Origin of the sequence: Arenimonas sp., assembly GCF_035312645.1 — a bacterium.
Taxonomy (GTDB): Bacteria; Pseudomonadota; Gammaproteobacteria; order Xanthomonadales; family Xanthomonadaceae; genus Arenimonas.
The window spans coordinates 48,424-66,572 of the sequence record NZ_DATGBO010000103.1 but is presented as its reverse complement, the minus strand read 5'-3'; the positions used below and the strand labels follow the sequence as shown (position 1 = coordinate 66,572).

Here is an 18,149-nt window from a genome sequence, read left to right as displayed (position 1 = left end):
ACTCCAGTTTCGATGCGGTCGTTGCTGCAGTCGATTGAACAAGTCCGGGCACGATGGCGGCGATCTGCTCGCGCATCGGTCGTCGACATCAGGTTTCCTGCCACGTTCGCGGCATCACTTCGGAAAAACATGCCCAAGCTTTTCGGCCTTGGTCGCCAGGTAGCGGTGATTGGCAGGGTTCTGCCCGGCGATCAATGCGACGCGCTCGGTGATCGTCACGCCAGCGGCCGTCAGCGCTTCAACTTTTTTCGGATTGTTGGTCATCAACCTGAGTTTGCTGATGCCGAAGTGGTCGAGCATCGGCCGGCATAGATGGTAACGGCGAGAATCGGCCGGGAAACCCAGGGCTTCATTCGCTTCGACGGTATCGGCGCCGACGTCCTGCAATTTGTAGGCGCGGATCTTGTTGACCAGACCGATGCCGCGACCTTCCTGGCGAAGATACAGAAGGATGCCGCGGCCCTCGTTGGCGATTCGCTTGAGTGCCTCTTCCAGTTGCGCGCCGCAGTCGCAGCGCTGGCTGAAGAAAGCGTCGCCGGTGAGGCATTCGGAATGCACGCGAGCCAGCACGGGTTCGTTGTCGCCGAACTCGCCCAGGGTCATCGCCAGATATTCCTGGCTGGAGCCTGGCGTTACGAAGGCATGCAGTGTGAAGGTTGCCCAGGGCATCGGCAGAGCACAGGAATCGACGTAATCCAGGCGATCCGGCAACGGGGTTTCTGATTTCGACATGGTCGCCATGGTAGTGCATGTCCGCATCGCCCAGCCATCGACACCGCCCTCGCCTGCGCAACGATGCGTGCGTTTCCGCCTGCGCAATGGGCAACAACGCTACAGGCCCCAGCAGGCCTCGACTGTGCGATCGGAGATCTTGCGCAACTGTTCGAAGCTGATATCGAGGCCGCGACGATCGCGATACGCCTGCTCGGCGAGTTTTGCGGACTGGCAGCGTTGCTTGGCGATATCGCGCGGCGTGCGTTTCGAAGCGCGTCTTTCGCGATGGGTGGTAGCGATCCGAATCGGTGTCGATGATGCTTTCGTCCGCTCCGGTGCAGGAATTGGCGCTGCCGCCTCTGGAATGTAGTCGCGCGTCGCCATGGTCCTGGCATTGGCCGGACAGGGTTCGGACTGAAATGCGATTGCGCCTTTTGCATCAGCACATTTGTAGAGCGTGTTGGCGTGGGCCGCGAAGGCCATGCCGAAGAGAATCGTGCCCACGAAAATCGGGCCCGGGAAAATCGGGAATGCGGGCGTTCGCAGCATGGCTTGTCTCCGTGGTGGGTTGCCTTGGAGTGCAGCAGCCAATGCGCGCCCGGTCTGTCCGCCGCCCTGCCCGATTCGCCTGCGATTTCCGCTCGTTCTTCCCGGGAAAAATCGTGACCGCGTCAGCCCTGGCCTGAACCAGGTTGATGCGTCTTATCCAGTGAGACTGGCAAGTGCTTGAATCCATTGACCAGAAAATCCCGGCTGGCGCTGAGCATCATAGGTACATATATTTATACCCATGTCCGACCTGACCACCCGCCAGCAAGCTGTCCTCGACTTCGTCACGCGGGTCATCGCCGACCATGGTGCGCCGCCGACGCTCGCGGAAATCGCCACGGAATTCGGCTTCAGCCAGGTTCGCGGCGCACAGAAACATCTGGCCGCGCTCGAGAGCAAGGGCCACCTGACGTTGATTCCGGGCAAGGCGCGCGGTATTCGCCTCAGTGATCGCGGTCGCTCCGTGGCCAACAAATCTCTGCATCCCGATGCGCTGTCCCTGCCCGTCCTTGGTCGTGTCGCAGCGGGCAGCCCGATCGGCGCCGCCGCGGAATTCGAAGGCAGCCTGCTGCTCGATCGCGCGATGTTTTTCCCGACGCCCGATTACCTGCTGAAAGTGAAAGGCGATTCGATGCGCGACGACGGCATCCACGACGGCGACCTGATCGCCGTACATCGCACCGACGTGGCGGAGAACGGCCAGATCGTCGTCGCCCGCGTCGATGGCGAGATCACCGTCAAGCGCCTCAAGCTCGGCAAGGATCGCATCCTGCTGCTGCCGCGCAATCCGGATTACGCACCCATCGTGGTGCCGCCCGATGCCGATTTCGCGATCGAGGGTCTGTACTGCGGCCTGGTGCGCAAGGCCTGAGATGGGCCAGCTCGTCGCCATCGATACCTTGCTGCGCGATGCCCGCCTCTGGCGCGGACAGCCAGTCCTCGTGCCAGAAATCAACAGCCGTGCAACCGGCCATGCCGCACTCGATGCGAGCCTCCCCGGTGGCGGCTGGCCAGCCGCCGCACTGGTGGAAATATTGTTCGCCAGCGATGGTCTGGGCGAATTGTCGCTGCTGTTGCCGACGCTTGCCGCGCTATCGTCGCAAGCGAAACCCATCGTGCTGGTCGCGCCGCCGTATCTTCCCTACGCACCCGCCTGGCAGAACGCCGGCCTGCGCCTGGCGCAATTACAGGTGATCGAAGCCAACGCCAGCGACGCCTTGTGGGCGATGGAGCAGGCCCTGCGTTCGGGCTGCTGCGGCGCCGTGCTCGCCTGGCCGACGAAAGCCGACGACAAATCGCTGCGACGCCTGCAGGTCGCCGCCGAAACCGGGCAGACATCGGGCTTTGCTTTCCGGCCGATCGCGGCGCAGAGCAATTCCTCGCCGGCACCTTTGCGCCTGGTCCTGAAAAGCAGCGGCGATGCGCCGCAATTGCGCATGATCAAATGTCGCGGTGCGCTGCCACCGGCAACAGCGATCGCCTTCGCTGCACACGCGCAGCATTGATGCCAGCGTCGACGCAACGATCGCGACCGCCATGCTCTGGGCCTGCATATTGCTGCCGCAACTCGCGCTCGATGCCGTCCTGCGCCGGCATCCGACACCGGAATTACCACTCTCATTGATCAGCGGGCCGGTGCAGCGGCGCGTGCTGCTCGACGTCAACACCGCTGCGCACGCACTCGGACTCGTCCCCGGCATGGGTCTGCTGGCCGCGCATGCGATCGCGCCGCGCCTGCTCGCGATCGATCATGTGCCGCGCGAAGACGAGAATCTGCGCAGCCTGCTGGCCGCTTGGGCGTATCGCTACAGCTCGATGGTGAGCCTCGAAGGCGAGGATGCGATCCTGATCGAGGTCGAGGCCAGCCTCGGATTATTCGGCCCTTGGCCACAGTTCGAACGAAAGCTGCGCGACGATCTGCAGATGCTCGGCATCACGCATCGCATCGCGTTGGCACCCACGCCGATGGCCGCCTGCGTTTTCGCCGCCGCACACGATGGGTACGCATTGACCGCATCAACGAATATGCGTCAGGCGTTGGCGCAGATACCCCTGTCACTGGCGCGGATCGATCCGCCTGTCGTCACTGCGCTCGCCGCGATGGGGTTGAAAAAATTGCGTCAGGTCATGGCGCTGCCACGCGATGGTCTGGCGCGGCGCTTCGGTCCCGGCCTGCTCGCGCATCTCGATCGCCTCAGCGGCGATCGTCCCGATCCGCGCCTCTGCTATCGCCCGCCGGATGTGTTCGAGCAGCGCATCGAGCTCAATTACGAGATATCGCATCACCCTGCCCTGCTTTTTCCGCTGCGCCGGCTGGTCAACGACCTCGCGGCCTATCTCGCCGGTCGCGACGGCGGCGTGCAGCGTTTCGTGATCGCACTCGAACATGAGGATCATGCCGATACCGATGCCGTCGTCGGCCTGCTCGCCGCCGAGCGCGATCCTGCGCGTCTGTTCGATCTTGCCCGCACGCGCCTGGAACGCACGACGATTCCCGCACCGATTCGTGCCCTGCGCCTGATCGCGCGTGAACTGCCACCGTTTATCCCCGCCGGCCGCGACCTCTTCGACGATCGTCCCGCGCAGGCGATGCCCTGGCCGGCCTTGCGCGAGCGCCTGCGTGCGCGTCTGGGCGAAGATGCCGTGTACCAACTCGCCGCACATCCGGATCCGCGCCCGGAATTCGCATTGCGCCGGCTGCCGCAACTACTCAAGGAACCCGCACCGGTATCGCTGCCGCCACGCCCGACGTGGCTGCTGCCGCGACCGATGCCCCTGCGCGATAACGCATTGAAAATCCTCGCCGGCCCCGAGCGGATCGAATCGGGTTGGTGGGATGGCGGCGATATCCGTCGCGATTATTACGTCGTGCAAACCTCGCTGGGGCAACGCGCCTGGGCATTTCGTCCCGCAGGAGTGAATGAAGGCGCGTGGATGCTGCATGGCTGGTTCGCATGAACGCGCATATCGATAGCACTGCCTATGCCGAACTGCACTGCCTGAGCCATTTCAGTTTTGGTCGTGGTGCCTCAAGCGCGCGCGAATTGTTCGAACAGGCCAGCAAGCAGGGCTACCGCGCGCTGGCGATCACCGACGAATGCAGTTTCTCCGGTGTGGTGCGTGCGCTGGAAGCATCGCGAGAAACTGGTCTGCCGCTGATCGTCGGCACCGAAGTCACGCTGGTCGATGGCCTCAAGCTGGTGCTGCTCGCGCAGACGCGGCAGGGCTACAGCGCGATCAGCCGCCTGATCACCCGGGGCCGGCGATCCGCCGACAAGGGCAGCTATCGACTCGACCGCGGTGATTTTTCCGAAGGGCTGCCCGACACGCTGGTGCTGTGGCTGCCTGCCGCCACACCTGATCGCGAACAAGGCGAATGGCTGCGCGGATTGTTTGCCGGGCGGCTGTGGCTGGCGGTGGAATTGCATCGGCAATGCGACGACCAGCGCCGGTTGCAGAAATTGCTCGCGCTTGCGCAGGATCTTGGCCTGCCTGCGGTCGCCGCTGGCGATGTCCACATGCATGTGCGGCGGCGGCGCAGCGTGCAGGACACGCTGACGGCGATCCGGCACCGTTGCACCGTCGCCGAAGCTGGCGCGCATCTGTTTCCGAATGGCGAGCGCCATCTGCGCAGCCGGCGTGCGCTGACGGCGATCTATCCGGAAGAACTATTGCAGGAATCGGCGCGCATCGCCGCGCTGTGCAGTTTCGATCTTGGCGAACTGAAATATCAGTATCCGCGTGAGCTGGTCCCCGACGATCAGACACCGACGACCTGGCTGGCGCGGCTCACGCGTGCAGGTTGCGCGCAGCGCTGGCCGCAAGGTGTTCCTGCGGAGGTCGCCATGCAGATCGAGCGCGAACTCGCCCTGATCGCCGAGCTGAAATACGAAGCCTTTTTCCTCACCGTCGAGGATGTCGTCCGCTTCGCGCGTTCGCGCGGCATCCTTTGCCAGGGTCGCGGTTCGGCGGCGAATTCCGCGGTCTGTTATGCGCTTGGCATCACCGAGGTCAATCCGGCGCTGATGAACATGCTGTTCGAGCGCTTCATCTCGCGCGAACGCAACGAGCCACCGGACATCGATGTCGACTTCGAGCACGAGCGCCGCGAGGAAGTCATCCAATATATTTTCAGCAAGTACGGACGCGAGCGCGCCGCGCTGGCCGCGACCGTGATCTGCTATCGCGGCAAGAGTGCGATCGGCGATGTCGCCAAGGCACTGGGGCTGCCAGGCGATCAGGTCGAACGACTGCGTCAGGTGTTTTCGCGCGGCAACAGCGCCGCCGGCATCGATGACTTGTTGCACGAGGAAGGTTTCGATCCCGACAGCCCGGTGCTGCGCCGCGTGCTCGCGGTCACCCGCGAGCTGATCAATGCGCCGCGCCACCTGTCGCAGCATGTCGGCGGTTTCGTGATTTCGGAACAGCCGCTGCACCATCTGGTACCGGTCGAAAACGCCGCCATGCCCGAGCGCACGATCATCCAGTGGGACAAGGACGATCTGGAAACATTGGGCCTGCTCAAGGTCGATTGCCTTGCGTTGGGCATGCTCACCTGCGTGAGCAAATGCCTGGCGCTGCTGCGCCACCATCATGGCGTCGATCTGACGCCTGCGGCGATTCCGGCCGATGATGCACCGACTTACGCGATGATCCAGCGCGCCGATACCGTCGGTGTGTTCCAGATCGAATCGCGGGCGCAGATGGCGATGCTGCCGCGGCTGAAACCGAAAAATTTCTACGACCTGGTGATCGAAGTGGCAATCGTCCGCCCCGGTCCGATCCAGGGCGGCATGGTGCATCCGTACCTGCGCCGGCGCCAGGGCATTGACCCGGTCCGCTATCCCTCGCGAGCCTTGCAGACGGTGCTCGAGCGCACGCTGGGCGTGCCGCTGTTCCAGGAACAGGTGATGCAGATCGCGATCGTCGCCGCCGATTACACGCCCGGCGAGGCCGACGAATTGCGTCGCTCGATGGCGGCCTGGAAACGTCGTGGCGGCCTCGAACATCATCGCGAAAAGCTTCTTTCCGGCATGGCCAGGAATGGTTACGGCAGCGATTTCGCCGAGGCCATCTTCGAGCAGGTGAAAGGTTTCGGCAGCTACGGTTTTCCGGAATCGCATGCCGCGAGTTTCGCGTTGATCACCTATGTCAGCTGCTGGCTCAAGCAACACTACCCTGCCGCATTCACCTGCGCGCTGATGAATTCGCAGCCGCTGGGTTTCTACAGCAATGACCAGTTGATGCAGGATGTGCGCCGACACGGCGTCGAGATGCGACCGGTAGACGTGCGTTTCAGCGATTGGGATTCTGCGCTGGAATTGAACTTCCCTGCCTCGCCCGTTGCAGAAGCGAAGCACGCGATTCGTCTCGGGCTGCGTCATGTCACCGGATTCACGCCGGATGCCGCCGCGCGCATCGAACAGGCGCGGACAGCGCAGGGTTTTCTCGATGTCGAAGACCTGTGCGCGCGCAGCGGCATCGATTCGCGCCAACAATCCCTGCTCGCCGATGCCGGCGCACTCAAGGGCTTGGCAGGTCATCGTCATCGCGCGCGCTGGGCGATCCAGGGCGTGGAAATGCAATTGCCGTTGTTCGCTGCCGTGGCGGTACGCGATGCGCCGGTGTCTCTGCCCGTGCCCACAGCCGCGGAAGATTCTTTCGCCGATTACCGCAGCCTCGGGTTGACCCTGGGCCGGCATCCGCTGACGTTGATCCGCACGCAATTGAGCGCACTGCGTTGTCGTCGGTCGGCGGCGGCAAAAAAGCTGGCGCATGGCACTTCGGTCTGCATTGCCGGCCTGGTGATCGGCAGGCAGCGCCCGCAGACCGCCAGTGGCGTCACCTTCGTCACGCTCGAGGACGAGGACGGCATGGTCAACGTCGTGGTCTGGCATGACCTTGCCGAGCGGCAACGGCGCGTGTTGCTGGAATCACGACTGCTCGCGGTCGAAGGCCGGCTGGAATCGGTCGATGGCGTCCAGCATCTGATCGCCGGTCGCCTGCGCGATTTCACCCCGATGTTGAGCGGGCTGGTGACGCAGTCGCGGGATTTTCATTGATGGGTCTCAGCGGGTGAGACGGGGCGGACCTCAAATGCCGGTGGCCTTCTCGTCATTCCCGCCTGCGCGGGGATGATGGTTTGAAATTTCTTGCAGATGGATCCGGCACGCAAAGGCAGCACCCATGAATTCCCTGATCGCCCGCCAGAATATCGAGGACATTTCCACCCTTCCCGTCAGCCATGGCGAGCGCGCCGACAGCCACCACCTCAGCGAACGTCTCCAGCGCAAATACGCTGACCGCATCACCGGCGTGATCCACGTGCCCGGTCGCAGCGGAAAGTTTGTCCCGCTGCCGAATGACCTCCCCGTGCGCCTCGCGGCGGCGTTGAAAGCCCGTGGTATCGAGCAGCTCTACAGCCATCAGGGCGAAGCCTGGCAGGCGGTGAAGGCCGGCAGCAACGTCGTGATCGTGACGCCGACCGCGTCCGGTAAAAGTCTTTGCTACACGCTGCCGGTGCTCGCTGGCGTGATGCGCCGGCAGGCGAAGGCGCTCTATCTTTTTCCGACCAAGGCGCTGGCCCAGGATCAGGTCGCCGATCTTCTGGAACTCGTCCGTGCCGGCGAGCTCGGCATCAAGGCCTGCACCTTCGACGGCGATACGCCCGGCGATGCGCGCCAGGCAATTCGCCTGCACGGCGATATCGTGATCAGCAATCCCGACATGCTGCACCAGGCGATCCTGCCGCATCACACCAAATGGGCGCAGTTTTTCGAGAACCTGCAGTACGTGGTGATCGACGAGATTCACAGCTATCGCGGCGTGTTCGGCTCGCACGTCGCCAATGTGTTGCGCCGGCTCAGGCGGGTCTGCGCTTTCTATGGCGCGAATCCGCAATTCATCCTGTGCTCGGCGACGATCGGCAACCCGCAGGCGCATGCCGAGGCGCTGATCGGCGCTGCCGTCACCGCGATCACCGAAAGCGGTGCGCCTTCCGGCGACAAGCACGTGCTGTTGTGGAATCCGCCCGTGGTCAATCCCGACCTCGGCCTGCGCGCTTCGGCGCGCAGCCAGTCCAATCGCATCGCGCGCATCGCGATCAAGGCCGGGTTGAAAACACTGGTGTTCGCGCAGTCGCGGACCATGGTCGAGGTGCTGACCAAATATCTCAAGGACGTCTTCGATCACGACCCACGCCTGTCGGCTCGTATCCGCGCCTATCGCGGCGGCTATCTGCCGAACGAACGTCGCGAGGCTGAACGGGCGATGCGCGACGGCCGCGTCGACGGCATCGTCAGCACCTCGGCACTGGAACTTGGCGTGGACATCGGCAGCCTCGATGTTGTTGTGCTCAACGGTTATCCGGGCTCGGTCGCGGCGACTTGGCAGCGCATCGGTCGCGCCGGCCGCCGCCGGAAACCCTCGCTGGGCGTGCTGGTCGCCAGCAGCAATCCGCTCGATCAATATCTGGTGCGGCATCCGGAATTTTTTTCCGATGCGTCGCCCGAACATGCGCGTATCCACCCCGACCAGCCGCTGATCGCGCTCGACCACATCCGCTGCGCTGCGTTCGAATTGCCGTTTCTTCGTGGCGAAGCATTCGGTCCGGCCGATGCCGCCCCCTACCTCGAGGTGCTGGGCGAAAGTGGCGTGCTGCATCGCGAGAGCGAGCGCTGGGAATGGATCGCCGACAGTTATCCGGCCAACGCAGTGTCGTTGCGTTCGGTCGCCGACGGCAACTTCGTCGTGGTCGACCGCAGCGATGGCCGCCAGACGATCATCGCCGAAGTCGATTTTTCCTCGGCACCGCTGACCTTGTACGAAGGCGCGATCCACATGATCCAGTCCACGCCTTATCAGGTGGAGCGTCTGGACTGGGACGGCCGAAAAGCCTATGTGACGCGCACGCAGGTCGACTATTACACCGATGCGATCGACTACACGCGGCTCAAGGTGCTCGCACGTTTCGATGGCGTCATCGCCGGGCAAGGCAGTGCGCACCATGGCGAAGTGCACGTGCTGCGACGCGTCGCCGGCTACAAGAAGATCCGCTACTACAGCCACGAAAACATCGGCTACGGACCGGTGAATCTTCCCGACCAGGAGCTGCACACCACGGCGATGTGGTGGCAGCTGCCGCAGGAAATTCTTGATCGCGAAATGCCGTCGCGGCAAGCGGCGCTGGATGGCTTCCTCGGTGCGGCCCATGCCCTGCATGTGGTGGCGACGTTGGCGGTGATGTCGGAAGCGCGGGACTTGCAGAAAGCCGTCGGCAGCGGCGATGGCGCGTGGTTCGCCGCCGGTGACGGGCGTGGGCGCGGCCAGCTGCGTTCGAGCGATGGCAGCTTGGTCAATCCGGCTGTGGCAGAGCGTTTTCTGCCGACGGTATATCTCTACGACAACTACCCCGGTGGCATCGGACTCAGCGATCCGCTGTGGCAGCGGCAGGCGGAATTGCTGCTGCGCGCGAGCGAGTTGGTGACGCGCTGCGATTGTCGTGCCGGCTGCCCGGCCTGCGTCGGCCCGGTGCTCGCTGCCGATGAAGATCGCGAATGCACGCCGCGGCAACTGGCGATCACCGTGCTGGCGTTGTTGGCGCAGCGATGACGGCGCTGGCATTGCAACTGGCAAAGCTGCGGCAGCAGGCGGGTGGCGGTGTGGCCACAGCGACCCTCACCACAGAAATCGGGGCGAAGCTTCCGCGCAGTCCGGTGCCGGAAGAGTTGCGGCGATTATTGGGTATCCGCACGCGGGCGCTTTCGTCGGCAACATCGTATTCGCCGTCACGGGTGATTGATCGCGAATTGCCCGGCATCGAAATCGCGCCGGGCCTGCGCTATCTCGAACATCGCCTCGAGTGGCCGGAAGCGCCGCTTTCGATCGACGCCGGCTTTAACGATTTCGGCTTGATCGCGCGCGAAAACGTCCTGAGTTTCGATACTGAAACCACAGGCCTCGCTGGTGGCACCGGCACGCGTGCCTTCATGATCGGCGTCGCCGATTGGCCGGACCAGCGCCTGCGGCTGCGGCAGTTGTTCATCACCACGATGGGCGCCGAGGTCGCGATGCTGCAGGCGTTCGCGCAGTGGCTGTCACCGGAGAAAATCCTGGTCAGCTATAACGGCCGCTGCTACGACGCGCCCCTGCTGACCACACGCTACCGCCTGGCGCGGTTGGCTAACCCGCTTGCCGGCCTGCGTCATCTCGATCTGCTTTTTCCCACGCGTCGACGCTATCGCGGTGTCTGGGAAAATTGCCGGCTCGCAACGATCGAGCGGCAGTTGCTGGGAGTGATCCGCGAAGACGATCTGCCAGGCGCCGAAGCGCCGCGCGCCTGGCGCGACTATCTCCAGGGCGGTGACGCCCGCGACTTGCGCCGCGTCGTCGCCCACAACGACCAGGACCTGCGCAGCCTCAGCGCCTTGTTGCTGCGGCTGGCGCAGGCCTGATGGACTACTGACGATCAGCGGCGGCGATACAGATCGCTGAACATCGAATGGCCGTTGGCGGAAGTCGCTGGCACCGCCTGCGCAACATCCCAGTGCTCGACCAGCTCGAAACCAACCACACGATACAGATCGCAAACCGCCGCGCCGGCGAATTCGTTGGCCGGATCCACGCCCGGATCGGTGTTCTGCGAACACACCAGCGACAGGTCGCCGTCGGCCATCGACTTCACCACGCGGTAGTTCGAACCCGCCGGCGCGATGTAATCGATGACTTCCTTGAGTGCGGCGCGACCATTGCCGACATAGGGATTGTGCTGGATATAGTTCTGCGCCCAGAACGTGTCCAGCAAGGCGAAATTGCGGTTGCCGAATACCTGTTCGGAAAGATTCTTCACCAACAGGCGGTTGAACTCTTCGTGCGCTTCATTGCTGCGCGGCACCGGGCCGGGATAGACATAGAGATTGCTGAACATCGAGTTGCCGCTTTCGGTCTGTGCCGGAACACCGCTGCGCACCGCCCAGTGTTCGACGATCACGCCGCGATCGAGGCGGTAGATGTCGTAGCGATTGCTGCCGCTCATCTCGTTGCCCGGCGTTGCCGATACCTGCGAATGCACCAGCACCAGGTCGCGGTCGGCGAGGACATGCTTGATCGTCAGCGTGCGCGCCGGCACCAGTGCGCGTTGTGCGCTGATCCACTGCAACATCGCCGCACGACCATCCTGCACGGCGGGGTCGTGCTGGATCAGATCACTGGCGAAGAATGTTCCGAGTGCGTTGATATCGCCGTGGCCGAGCAGGTTGTTGGACAGCAGCGTGATCAACTGCTTGTTCAGGCCTTCGATGACCGGGTCGCGCGAAGGGAGCGACGCGATGTTCGACGGCGCCGAAGTTGCCGCACTGCCGGAGGTGTCGGCGACGGCAGCGGTCGAGAGCAGCGCAAGAGTGAGGGCGAAGGCGAGTTTCGAGAAGGCGTTTTGCATGCACGATCCTTTGGCGGAAAATCCAGCTTGGAGCCGGCATGCCATGGGGCGTTGCCGGCGGTATAGCCCCGCCTGACAGAGGCCCGGGCCAGACCAAGCTGCCCCCACCGCCGCTTCCGCGCTGCGGTTCTGGTGCGAACCGTGATTAATCCGGTGCCAGTCCCGACGAAAGCATCACAAAATAGACCCGGGTCCGGTACCGTGCCCTACCCACTCCGCCCAATCCGATTTCCAGTTCCCCGTCAGCAAGGAAAGCCCCATGGATTTTCGTCTCGCCAAGCGTCTCGCCTATTGGGGCGCCTGGAGTCTGGCCGCCTTCTACAATTTCTGCCGGGACGTGTTCAGTGGCTCGATCGGCTACCTGGCGGTCTTCAACCTGGTGCATTTCTTCCTGTGGGGCTGCCTGGGCCTGGTGGCGATTCCACTGATCCGGCGTTACCCGATCCGCTGGCACTGGCAGCCCTGGCTGCTGCATCTTCTGCTCGGCACGGCGTTTACCCTGATCGATATCGTGCTTGGGCACTGGATCACGTTCCGCCTGCTGGGCGTCGGTCGCCACATGTCGCTTTCAAAAATCGCCATGGTGGCGTTCGAGAACTGTTTCCACCTGGGCCTGCTCACTTATGCCTTCATGGTCGGAATCGTCCAGGGGCTGGATGCGCACGAATTATCGGGTCAGCGCGCAGTCAAGGCCGCGCAGCTGGAAGCGCGACTGGTGCAGGCGCAACTGCAGTCCTTGCGGATGCAATTGCAGCCGCACTTTCTCTTCAACACGCTGCACGCGATTTCCTCGTTGATGCATTACGACGTTGCGACCGCGGACCGTATGCTCAATCGCCTCAGCGAATTGTTGCGGATTTCGCTGCAGGAATACGACGGCAAGGCGGTCAGCCTGCGCCAGGAAATGTCGTTCATCGAAGCCTATCTGGAAATCGAGAAACTGCGCTTCGAACAACGATTGCGCATCGCCTGGGCGATTCCCGAGGATCTGCAAGGCAACGTCATCCCGCCCTTCATCCTGCAACCGTTGGTCGAGAACGCGATCAAGCACAGCATTTCACCGCGCGCCAAGGGTGGCGAGATCGTCATCCGCGCCTACACGGAGGGCAGCGAGCTCATGCTGGAAGTCGAGGATGATGCTCCGGCGCAACTGCCCAAGCAGGTCGGCTTCGGTATCGGCCTGCGAAACACGCGATCGAGGCTGGAGACTTTGTATGGCGTTGGTCAACGCTTCGAATTGATCCGCGCCGGCATGGGAACGATCGCCCGCCTCCGCCTGCCTCTCGCCGAGCCGATCGCGGTGCCGGCATGAAGACCGCCATCCGCGCGCTCATCGCCGATGACGAAGCCCCGGCGCGTCGCCGTTTGCAGCAATTGCTCGCGAGCGAAACCGACATCGAGGTAGTGGGTGAAGCCAGCGACGGGTTGGAAACCGTGAACGCGATTGAACGGCTGGCTCCCGATCTTGTTTTCCTCGATGTCCAGATGCCGGAACTTGACGGCTTCGACGTGGTGGCAACCATCGGCATCGCGCGCATGCCGGCGACGATTTTCGTGACTGCGCATGATCACTACGCGCTGGCCGCCTTCGAAGCCAACGCCATGGACTACCTGCTCAAACCTTTCGATCAGGAGCGTTTTCTGAAGTCCCTGCGCAAGGCCAGGTCGTGGCTGCGCAGCGAGAAAGCGCTGGAACTGCAATCGCAACTTCGCAATGTATTGAACGAATTTTCCAGGGAGAAGAAATTTCCCGAGCGCATGCTGGTGCGTGCCGGCGACTCGCACCAGTTGATCAGGACTGCCGATCTCCAGTACGTGAAAGCTGAAGGAAACTACGTGCGCCTGCATACCATCGATGGCCAGTCATTGCAGATGCGGGAAAGCCTGCGCGGCATCGAGGAACGGTTGGACCCGCAGAAGTTCCGTCGGATTCACCGTTCGCACATCGTCAATCTCGACCAGATAAAGAAACTGCTGCCGTGGTTTGGCGGCGATTGCCTGGTGATGATGGCCGATGGCTGTCGCCTTACCCTGAGCCGAAGTCATCGCGATGCGCTCAAGGAATTCATGTAAACGAAATTCGTTGCGGCTCGATCAAACAGACCCGCAGGTCATCAATGTCCGTCGGCGCAGAACGCCACGACCTCGTCGTAGGGCAGCGCGACCCGGCCCGGCGCGCAGCGGCGGCAGGCAGGATCGGGCTTGAGTCGGGTTTCGCGGAACTGCATGCCCAGCGTTTCGACATGCAGCAGACGGCCGATCAATGGTTCGCCGATCTGCAGCAGCAACTTCAGTGTTTCGGTCGCCTGCAGCAGTCCGATCAGTCCAGGCAAAACGCCGAGCACACCGGCTTCGCTGCAATTCGGCGCTTCCGCTGCGCTGGGCGGATCCGGGAACAGGCAGCGATAGCACGGTGCGCTGCCGCGCTGACGCCCGGCATCGAACACGCTGACCTGGCCCTCGAAGCGATGCACGGCGCCATAGACCAGAGGTTTGGCAAGCTGCACGCAGGCATCGGACAGCAGGTAGCGCGCGGTGAAGTTGTCGGCGCCATCCACCACCACGTCGACATCGCCGATCAAGGCTTCGACGTTGTCGGCAGCGAGTCGTGTGGCGATGGCCTCGATTTCGATCTTCGGATTCAGAGCCGACAACGTTTGCTTCGCCGAATCAACCTTGAGTTGGCCGACACGGTCATCAGTGTGCAGAATCTGTCGCTGCAGGTTGCTTAGTTCGACGCGATCGTCATCGACCACACGCAGGAAGCCGACGCCGGCCGCTGCGAGATAGTAGGCCGCAGGTGAGCCGAGACCGCCGGCACCGACAATCAGGACTCTCGCCGCCGCGAGTTTTTTCTGGCCGGACACACCGACCTGCGGCAGGCGCAGATGCCTTGCGTATCGCTGCAGGAAATCCGGCGACTCGGAAGAAGCGATCGGCAATCCCTCCGCCTGCCAGCGCTGGAAGCCGCCGATGACCGAATAGAGTTGCCGATAGCCTTGCGACGCGAGACTTTCCGCTGCAAGCAATGAGCGACGGCCACCGGCGCAGATCAGCAACAACGCCTGCGTTTGGTCCGGATGATATTGCGCGGGATCGGCTTCGAGTCGTGCGCGCGGCACCGGCGCAGCAGCCTCGGGCAAGCCGAGTGCGTGTTCGTCGGCTTCGCGCACATCGATCAGGGGCGCGCCTTTTTTCTGCAACTGCAGCGCTTCGGCAGGGGTGATTTCGCGGATGCTCTGAGTCATGCGGTCGGCCTGGTGTGATCAGAAGCCGCTGAGAGGAAGCACATCGACCACCTGCCCCGCCGACCATTCGCCGGCTTCTTCGGGCAGGATGATCAGCGCATTGGAATCAGCGGCGGCGCGCAATCGATGCGAACCGTCGGCGGGATTGGGCATCACCCGTAATTGTCCGTTCTCGTCACAACGCAGCAGACCGCGCAGGAATTCCAGGCGCGGGTGCGTCTTGCGCACCGGACCATCGAGCAGAGCGCGAACGTTCGGACGGACATCACGCCGACCTTGCAGGCCATCCAGCAATCGCCGCGCCAGCGTTAGATAGGTCGCGAATACCGAAACCGGATTGCCGGGCAGGCCAATGAAGTGCGCGGCATCAAGTTTGCCGAACAACACTGGCATGCCCGGGCGCATACGCACTTTCCAGAAATGCACTTGCCCATGTTGCTGGATCAGATTCGGCAGATGGTCTTTTTCGCCGGCGGAAACGCCGCCGCAGGTCAGCACAAGATCGAACGAGAAGGCGGCATCACGCAGCACGGGCAACATCCGCGCGGGATCGTCGGGCAGCACCGGCCACGCCACGGGCTCGTAACCATCGGCGATCAGCAGCGTCTGCAGCAATGCGCGATTGCTGTCGTAGATCTGTCCTGGCATGAGTGCCTGGCCGGGCGGGCGCAGTTCGTCGCCGGTGGTGAATACAGCGACCGTGGGGCGTCGCGACAGCGACAGATCGTGATGGCCCAACGCCGCTGCCAGACTGATCTGCGCTGGACCGAGCACTTGTCCGGGCGTGAGCACGACGTCGCCACGACGCACATCTTCTCCGGCGCGACGGACATGATTGCCTGCACGGATGCCGCCGGGAATCGTCACGACATCAGCGTCGATGCGCACGTCTTCCTTGATCACCACCGTGTCGCTGCCCGACGGCATCGGCGCACCGGTGGTGATGCGCACGCATTGCCCGGCGGCGACGGAAAAATCCTGCGACTGGCCGGCGAATTGCTCGCCCAGCAATTTCAGAGTCGCATCGCCATCGCCATCGACATGACGGAATGCGAAACCATCCATCGCGGAGTTGTCGAAAGATGGCAGATCGATGCCGGCGATCACTGGCTCGACCAGTACGCGTTGCAAAGCGCGCGCCAGCGGGACGCGTTCGTTTTCCAGGCGCGACTGCGCGGCGACGCGATCGATGATCGCCCGGGCTTCGGCGAAAGCGATGCGTTGCGGGAAAGCTTCAGTCATCGTTCGCATCCTCGAAATCACCGGGGCTGTTGAGGTTGCCCAGGCGTAGCGGCGAAATATCGTGCAATTGCATCGTCAGGGTTTCGAACAGGCCATGCGCGCTCCATTGTCCGTCATCGAGGCGTCGGCTGACGACCGGCAGCACGGTCGCCACGCGCCAGAGCGCACACAATGGTTGCAGGCCATCGCCGTCGCACAGCGCACTGCCGTCAACGGGCTCGATCGAAGCGAGCGAAGCCAATGCGGACCCCGGCATGCGAGCGAGATCGACCGGCAATGTCAGCAACCAATCGCTGGTACAGACTTGCATGAGTGCTTCGAGACCGGCGAGCGGACCAGGGTGCGCAGGACGCAGGTCCGGAACAGCGCGCAAGCCGAATGCATCGAAGCGCGAGTCCTGTGCAGGATGACTGATGAGCATCTGCGCGTAACCGTTGCCGGTGGCGCGTAAGCTGCGTTCGACCAGCGGCTGCCCGCGATATTCGGCGAAGGCCTTGTCGACACCGCCAAGTCGGCGGGCCTGGCCGCCTGCGAGAATCCCCAGGGAAATCCTCGCCCGCGCGATCACTTTACTTGACGTGGCGGAGCAGGCGCCGGCGTTTCTTGACCTGCTTTTCGGTGAGCGGATTCTTCTTGCCTTCGAAGGGATTTTCGCCTTCGCGGAAGATGAACTGGATCGGCGTGCCGACCAGTTTGAAGCGCTTGCGGAAAAAGTTTTCGAGGTAGCGCTTGTAGGACTCGGCGAGGCTTTTGAGGCGGGTACCGTGGACGATGAAGGTCGGCGGGTTGCTGCCACCCGGATGCGCGTAACGCATCTTCGGCAGATGCCCGCGCACCGCCGGCGGCTGGAAGCTGGCGTAGGCGACTTCCAGTGCCTTGGTGACTTCCGAGGTGCTGAATTCGCGTGTCGCAGAGGTATGGGCACGATGGATGGCGCGGAACAATTCGCGCATGCCAGTGCCATGCTTGGCCGAGATCGTCATGTTCTCGGCCCAGGTGCAGAAGCTGAGCTTGCGGCTGATCAGGGAAAGGGTTTGTTCGCGCTGATAGCTGGTTTGGCCATCCCATTTGTTGACCGCGATCACCAGCGCCCTGCCCGCTTCGAGCACATGCCCGAGCACGGTGGCGTCCTGGTCGGTGACGCCTTCACCGGCGTCGAGCATCACCACCGCGACCTGGCAGCTCTGGATCGATTGCAGCGTTTTGAACACGCTGAATTTTTCCACGGCTTCTTCGACCTTACCGCGACGGCGCAGGCCGGCGGTGTCGATCAGGCGATATTTGCGACCGTCGCGTTCCATGTCCACGGCGATGGAATCGCGCGTGGTGCCAGGAACATCGGAAGCGATCATCCGTTCTTCGCCGAGCAGGCGATTGACCAGCGTCGACTTGCCGACATTCGGACGGCCGATGAAGGCAACGCGCACGCGTTCCGGATCTTCGGCGAGCACTGCGGCATCGCGATCCTCGGGCAGGCGTGGCAGGATCAGGCCGAGCAGTTCCGGCACGCCACGCTGATGCGCTGCGGCGACCGGAAGCGAAATTTTTACGCCGAACTTGGCGAACTCGTCGATGCATGCCGCTTCGTCGAGGCCGTCGGTCTTGTTGACGACGAGGAAGAACGGACGTCCGGTCTTGCGCAGCCAGGCCAGAATGGTCTGGTCGAGTACGGTCGGTCCTTCGCGGCCATCGACGACGAACAATACGAGATCGGCTTCCTCGGCAGCGGCGCGCGATTGTTTCGCGGTCGCGCCGGCGAGACCTTCTTCGTCATCCGATAAGCCACCGGTATCGCAGATCGCGAACGGGCGATCTTCGTCGAGGCGGCAAATACCGTAATGACGATCGCGGGTGACGCCGGGTTCGTCATGGACGAGGGCATCACGCGTGCGCGTGAAAGCGTTGAACAGCGTGGACTTGCCGACGTTGGGCCGTCCGACCAGGGCGACCAGCGGCAGCAT

At 63.1% G+C, this 18,149-nt stretch carries 15 protein-coding genes; 8 read left to right on the top strand and 7 right to left on the bottom strand.

Going from position 1 to position 18,149, the window contains the following annotated elements:
• Positions 1-114: 114 nt before the first annotated feature.
• Positions 115-732 (bottom strand): GTP cyclohydrolase II, encoded by a 618-nt coding sequence (gene ribA, locus VKM35_RS09745; RefSeq protein WP_324320822.1) that lies wholly within the window; start codon positions 730-732, stop codon positions 115-117.
• Positions 733-831: 99 nt separating this feature from the next.
• A complete protein-coding gene (locus VKM35_RS09740; RefSeq protein ID WP_324320821.1) occupies positions 832-1,263 on the bottom strand; it encodes a DUF4124 domain-containing protein in 432 nt (143 codons plus the stop codon).
• 241 nt (positions 1,264-1,504) lie between these two features.
• Here VKM35_RS09740 and lexA point away from each other — a divergent pair, with 241 nt between their 5' ends.
• From lexA to VKM35_RS09710, 6 genes are all read left to right on the top strand, one after another.
• A complete protein-coding gene (lexA, locus tag VKM35_RS09735; RefSeq protein WP_324320820.1) occupies positions 1,505-2,134 on the top strand; it encodes a transcriptional repressor LexA in 630 nt (209 codons plus the stop codon).
• A gap of 1 nt (position 2,135) precedes the next feature.
• A complete protein-coding gene (imuA, locus tag VKM35_RS09730) occupies positions 2,136-2,768 on the top strand; it encodes a translesion DNA synthesis-associated protein ImuA (RefSeq protein ID WP_324320819.1) in 633 nt (210 codons plus the stop codon).
• A 31-nt stretch (positions 2,769-2,799) separates the two neighbouring features.
• Positions 2,800-4,221: a DNA polymerase Y family protein gene (locus VKM35_RS09725; protein WP_324320818.1), complete on the top strand. Its 1,422-nt coding sequence runs from the start codon at positions 2,800-2,802 to the stop codon at positions 4,219-4,221.
• Positions 4,218-7,325 (top strand): error-prone DNA polymerase, encoded by a 3,108-nt coding sequence (locus VKM35_RS09720; protein ID WP_324320817.1) that lies wholly within the window; start codon positions 4,218-4,220, stop codon positions 7,323-7,325. The genes VKM35_RS09725 and VKM35_RS09720 overlap by 4 nt, the downstream gene beginning before the upstream one ends.
• 124 nt (positions 7,326-7,449) lie before the next feature.
• Positions 7,450-9,873, top strand: coding sequence for a DEAD/DEAH box helicase (locus VKM35_RS09715; protein WP_414636614.1), 2,424 nt, complete (start codon positions 7,450-7,452; stop codon positions 9,871-9,873).
• Positions 9,819-10,715, top strand: coding sequence for a ribonuclease H-like domain-containing protein (locus VKM35_RS09710; protein ID WP_324320816.1), 897 nt, complete (start codon positions 9,819-9,821; stop codon positions 10,713-10,715). Before VKM35_RS09715 ends, VKM35_RS09710 begins: the two co-directional genes overlap by 55 nt.
• A gap of 14 nt (positions 10,716-10,729) precedes the next feature.
• On the opposite strand, the gene VKM35_RS09705 is transcribed toward VKM35_RS09710, so the two are convergent.
• The gene (locus VKM35_RS09705) at positions 10,730-11,698 is read right to left on the bottom strand and encodes a nuclear transport factor 2 family protein (protein ID WP_324320815.1); all 969 of its coding nucleotides are present in this window, start codon (positions 11,696-11,698) and stop codon (positions 10,730-10,732) included.
• Between the two features lie 259 nt (positions 11,699-11,957).
• Here VKM35_RS09705 and VKM35_RS09700 point away from each other — a divergent pair, with 259 nt between their 5' ends.
• The gene (locus VKM35_RS09700; RefSeq protein WP_324320814.1) at positions 11,958-13,010 is read left to right on the top strand and encodes a sensor histidine kinase; all 1,053 of its coding nucleotides are present in this window, start codon (positions 11,958-11,960) and stop codon (positions 13,008-13,010) included.
• Positions 13,007-13,771, top strand: coding sequence for a LytTR family DNA-binding domain-containing protein (locus tag VKM35_RS09695; RefSeq protein ID WP_324320813.1), 765 nt, complete (start codon positions 13,007-13,009; stop codon positions 13,769-13,771). Before VKM35_RS09700 ends, VKM35_RS09695 begins: the two co-directional genes overlap by 4 nt.
• Positions 13,772-13,812: 41 nt before the next feature.
• On the opposite strand, the gene moeB is transcribed toward VKM35_RS09695, so the two are convergent.
• From moeB to der, 4 genes are read right to left on the bottom strand one after another with little or no spacing between them, the layout of a single operon-like run.
• Positions 13,813-14,946 carry a molybdopterin-synthase adenylyltransferase MoeB gene (gene moeB / locus VKM35_RS09690; RefSeq protein WP_324320812.1) on the bottom strand — a complete coding sequence of 378 codons (1,134 nt, stop codon included), beginning with the start codon at positions 14,944-14,946 and terminating at the stop codon, positions 13,813-13,815.
• An 18-nt stretch (positions 14,947-14,964) separates the two neighbouring features.
• Positions 14,965-16,188, bottom strand: coding sequence for a gephyrin-like molybdotransferase Glp (glp, locus tag VKM35_RS09685; RefSeq protein ID WP_324320811.1), 1,224 nt, complete (start codon positions 16,186-16,188; stop codon positions 14,965-14,967).
• Positions 16,181-16,756, bottom strand: a complete 576-nt coding sequence (mobA, locus tag VKM35_RS09680) for a molybdenum cofactor guanylyltransferase (protein WP_324320810.1) — start codon at positions 16,754-16,756, stop codon at positions 16,181-16,183. The genes glp and mobA overlap by 8 nt, the downstream gene beginning before the upstream one ends.
• A 1-nt stretch (position 16,757) precedes the next feature.
• Entirely contained in the window at positions 16,758-18,149 is a 1,392-nt protein-coding gene (gene der, locus VKM35_RS09675) for a ribosome biogenesis GTPase Der (protein ID WP_324320809.1), read from the bottom strand.

Coding starts and splice junctions, on each gene's coding strand:
- der (WP_324320809.1), bottom strand. CDS start 18,149: ATGCTGCCGCTGGTCGCCCTGGTCGGACGGCCCAACGTCGGCAAGTCC.
- VKM35_RS09725 (WP_324320818.1), top strand. CDS start 2,800: ATGCTCTGGGCCTGCATATTGCTGCCGCAACTCGCGCTCGATGCCGTC.
- VKM35_RS09720 (WP_324320817.1), top strand. CDS start 4,218: ATGAACGCGCATATCGATAGCACTGCCTATGCCGAACTGCACTGCCTG.
- lexA (WP_324320820.1), top strand. CDS start 1,505: ATGTCCGACCTGACCACCCGCCAGCAAGCTGTCCTCGACTTCGTCACG.
- VKM35_RS09710 (WP_324320816.1), top strand. CDS start 9,819: ATGCACGCCGCGGCAACTGGCGATCACCGTGCTGGCGTTGTTGGCGCA.
- VKM35_RS09705 (WP_324320815.1), bottom strand. CDS start 11,698: ATGCAAAACGCCTTCTCGAAACTCGCCTTCGCCCTCACTCTTGCGCTG.
- VKM35_RS09695 (WP_324320813.1), top strand. CDS start 13,007: ATGAAGACCGCCATCCGCGCGCTCATCGCCGATGACGAAGCCCCGGCG.
- glp (WP_324320811.1), bottom strand. CDS start 16,188: ATGACTGAAGCTTTCCCGCAACGCATCGCTTTCGCCGAAGCCCGGGCG.
- imuA (WP_324320819.1), top strand. CDS start 2,136: ATGGGCCAGCTCGTCGCCATCGATACCTTGCTGCGCGATGCCCGCCTC.
- VKM35_RS09715 (WP_414636614.1), top strand. CDS start 7,450: ATGAATTCCCTGATCGCCCGCCAGAATATCGAGGACATTTCCACCCTT.
- ribA (WP_324320822.1), bottom strand. CDS start 732: ATGTCGAAATCAGAAACCCCGTTGCCGGATCGCCTGGATTACGTCGAT.
- VKM35_RS09700 (WP_324320814.1), top strand. CDS start 11,958: ATGGATTTTCGTCTCGCCAAGCGTCTCGCCTATTGGGGCGCCTGGAGT.
- VKM35_RS09740 (WP_324320821.1), bottom strand. CDS start 1,263: ATGCTGCGAACGCCCGCATTCCCGATTTTCCCGGGCCCGATTTTCGTG.
- moeB (WP_324320812.1), bottom strand. CDS start 14,946: ATGACTCAGAGCATCCGCGAAATCACCCCTGCCGAAGCGCTGCAGTTG.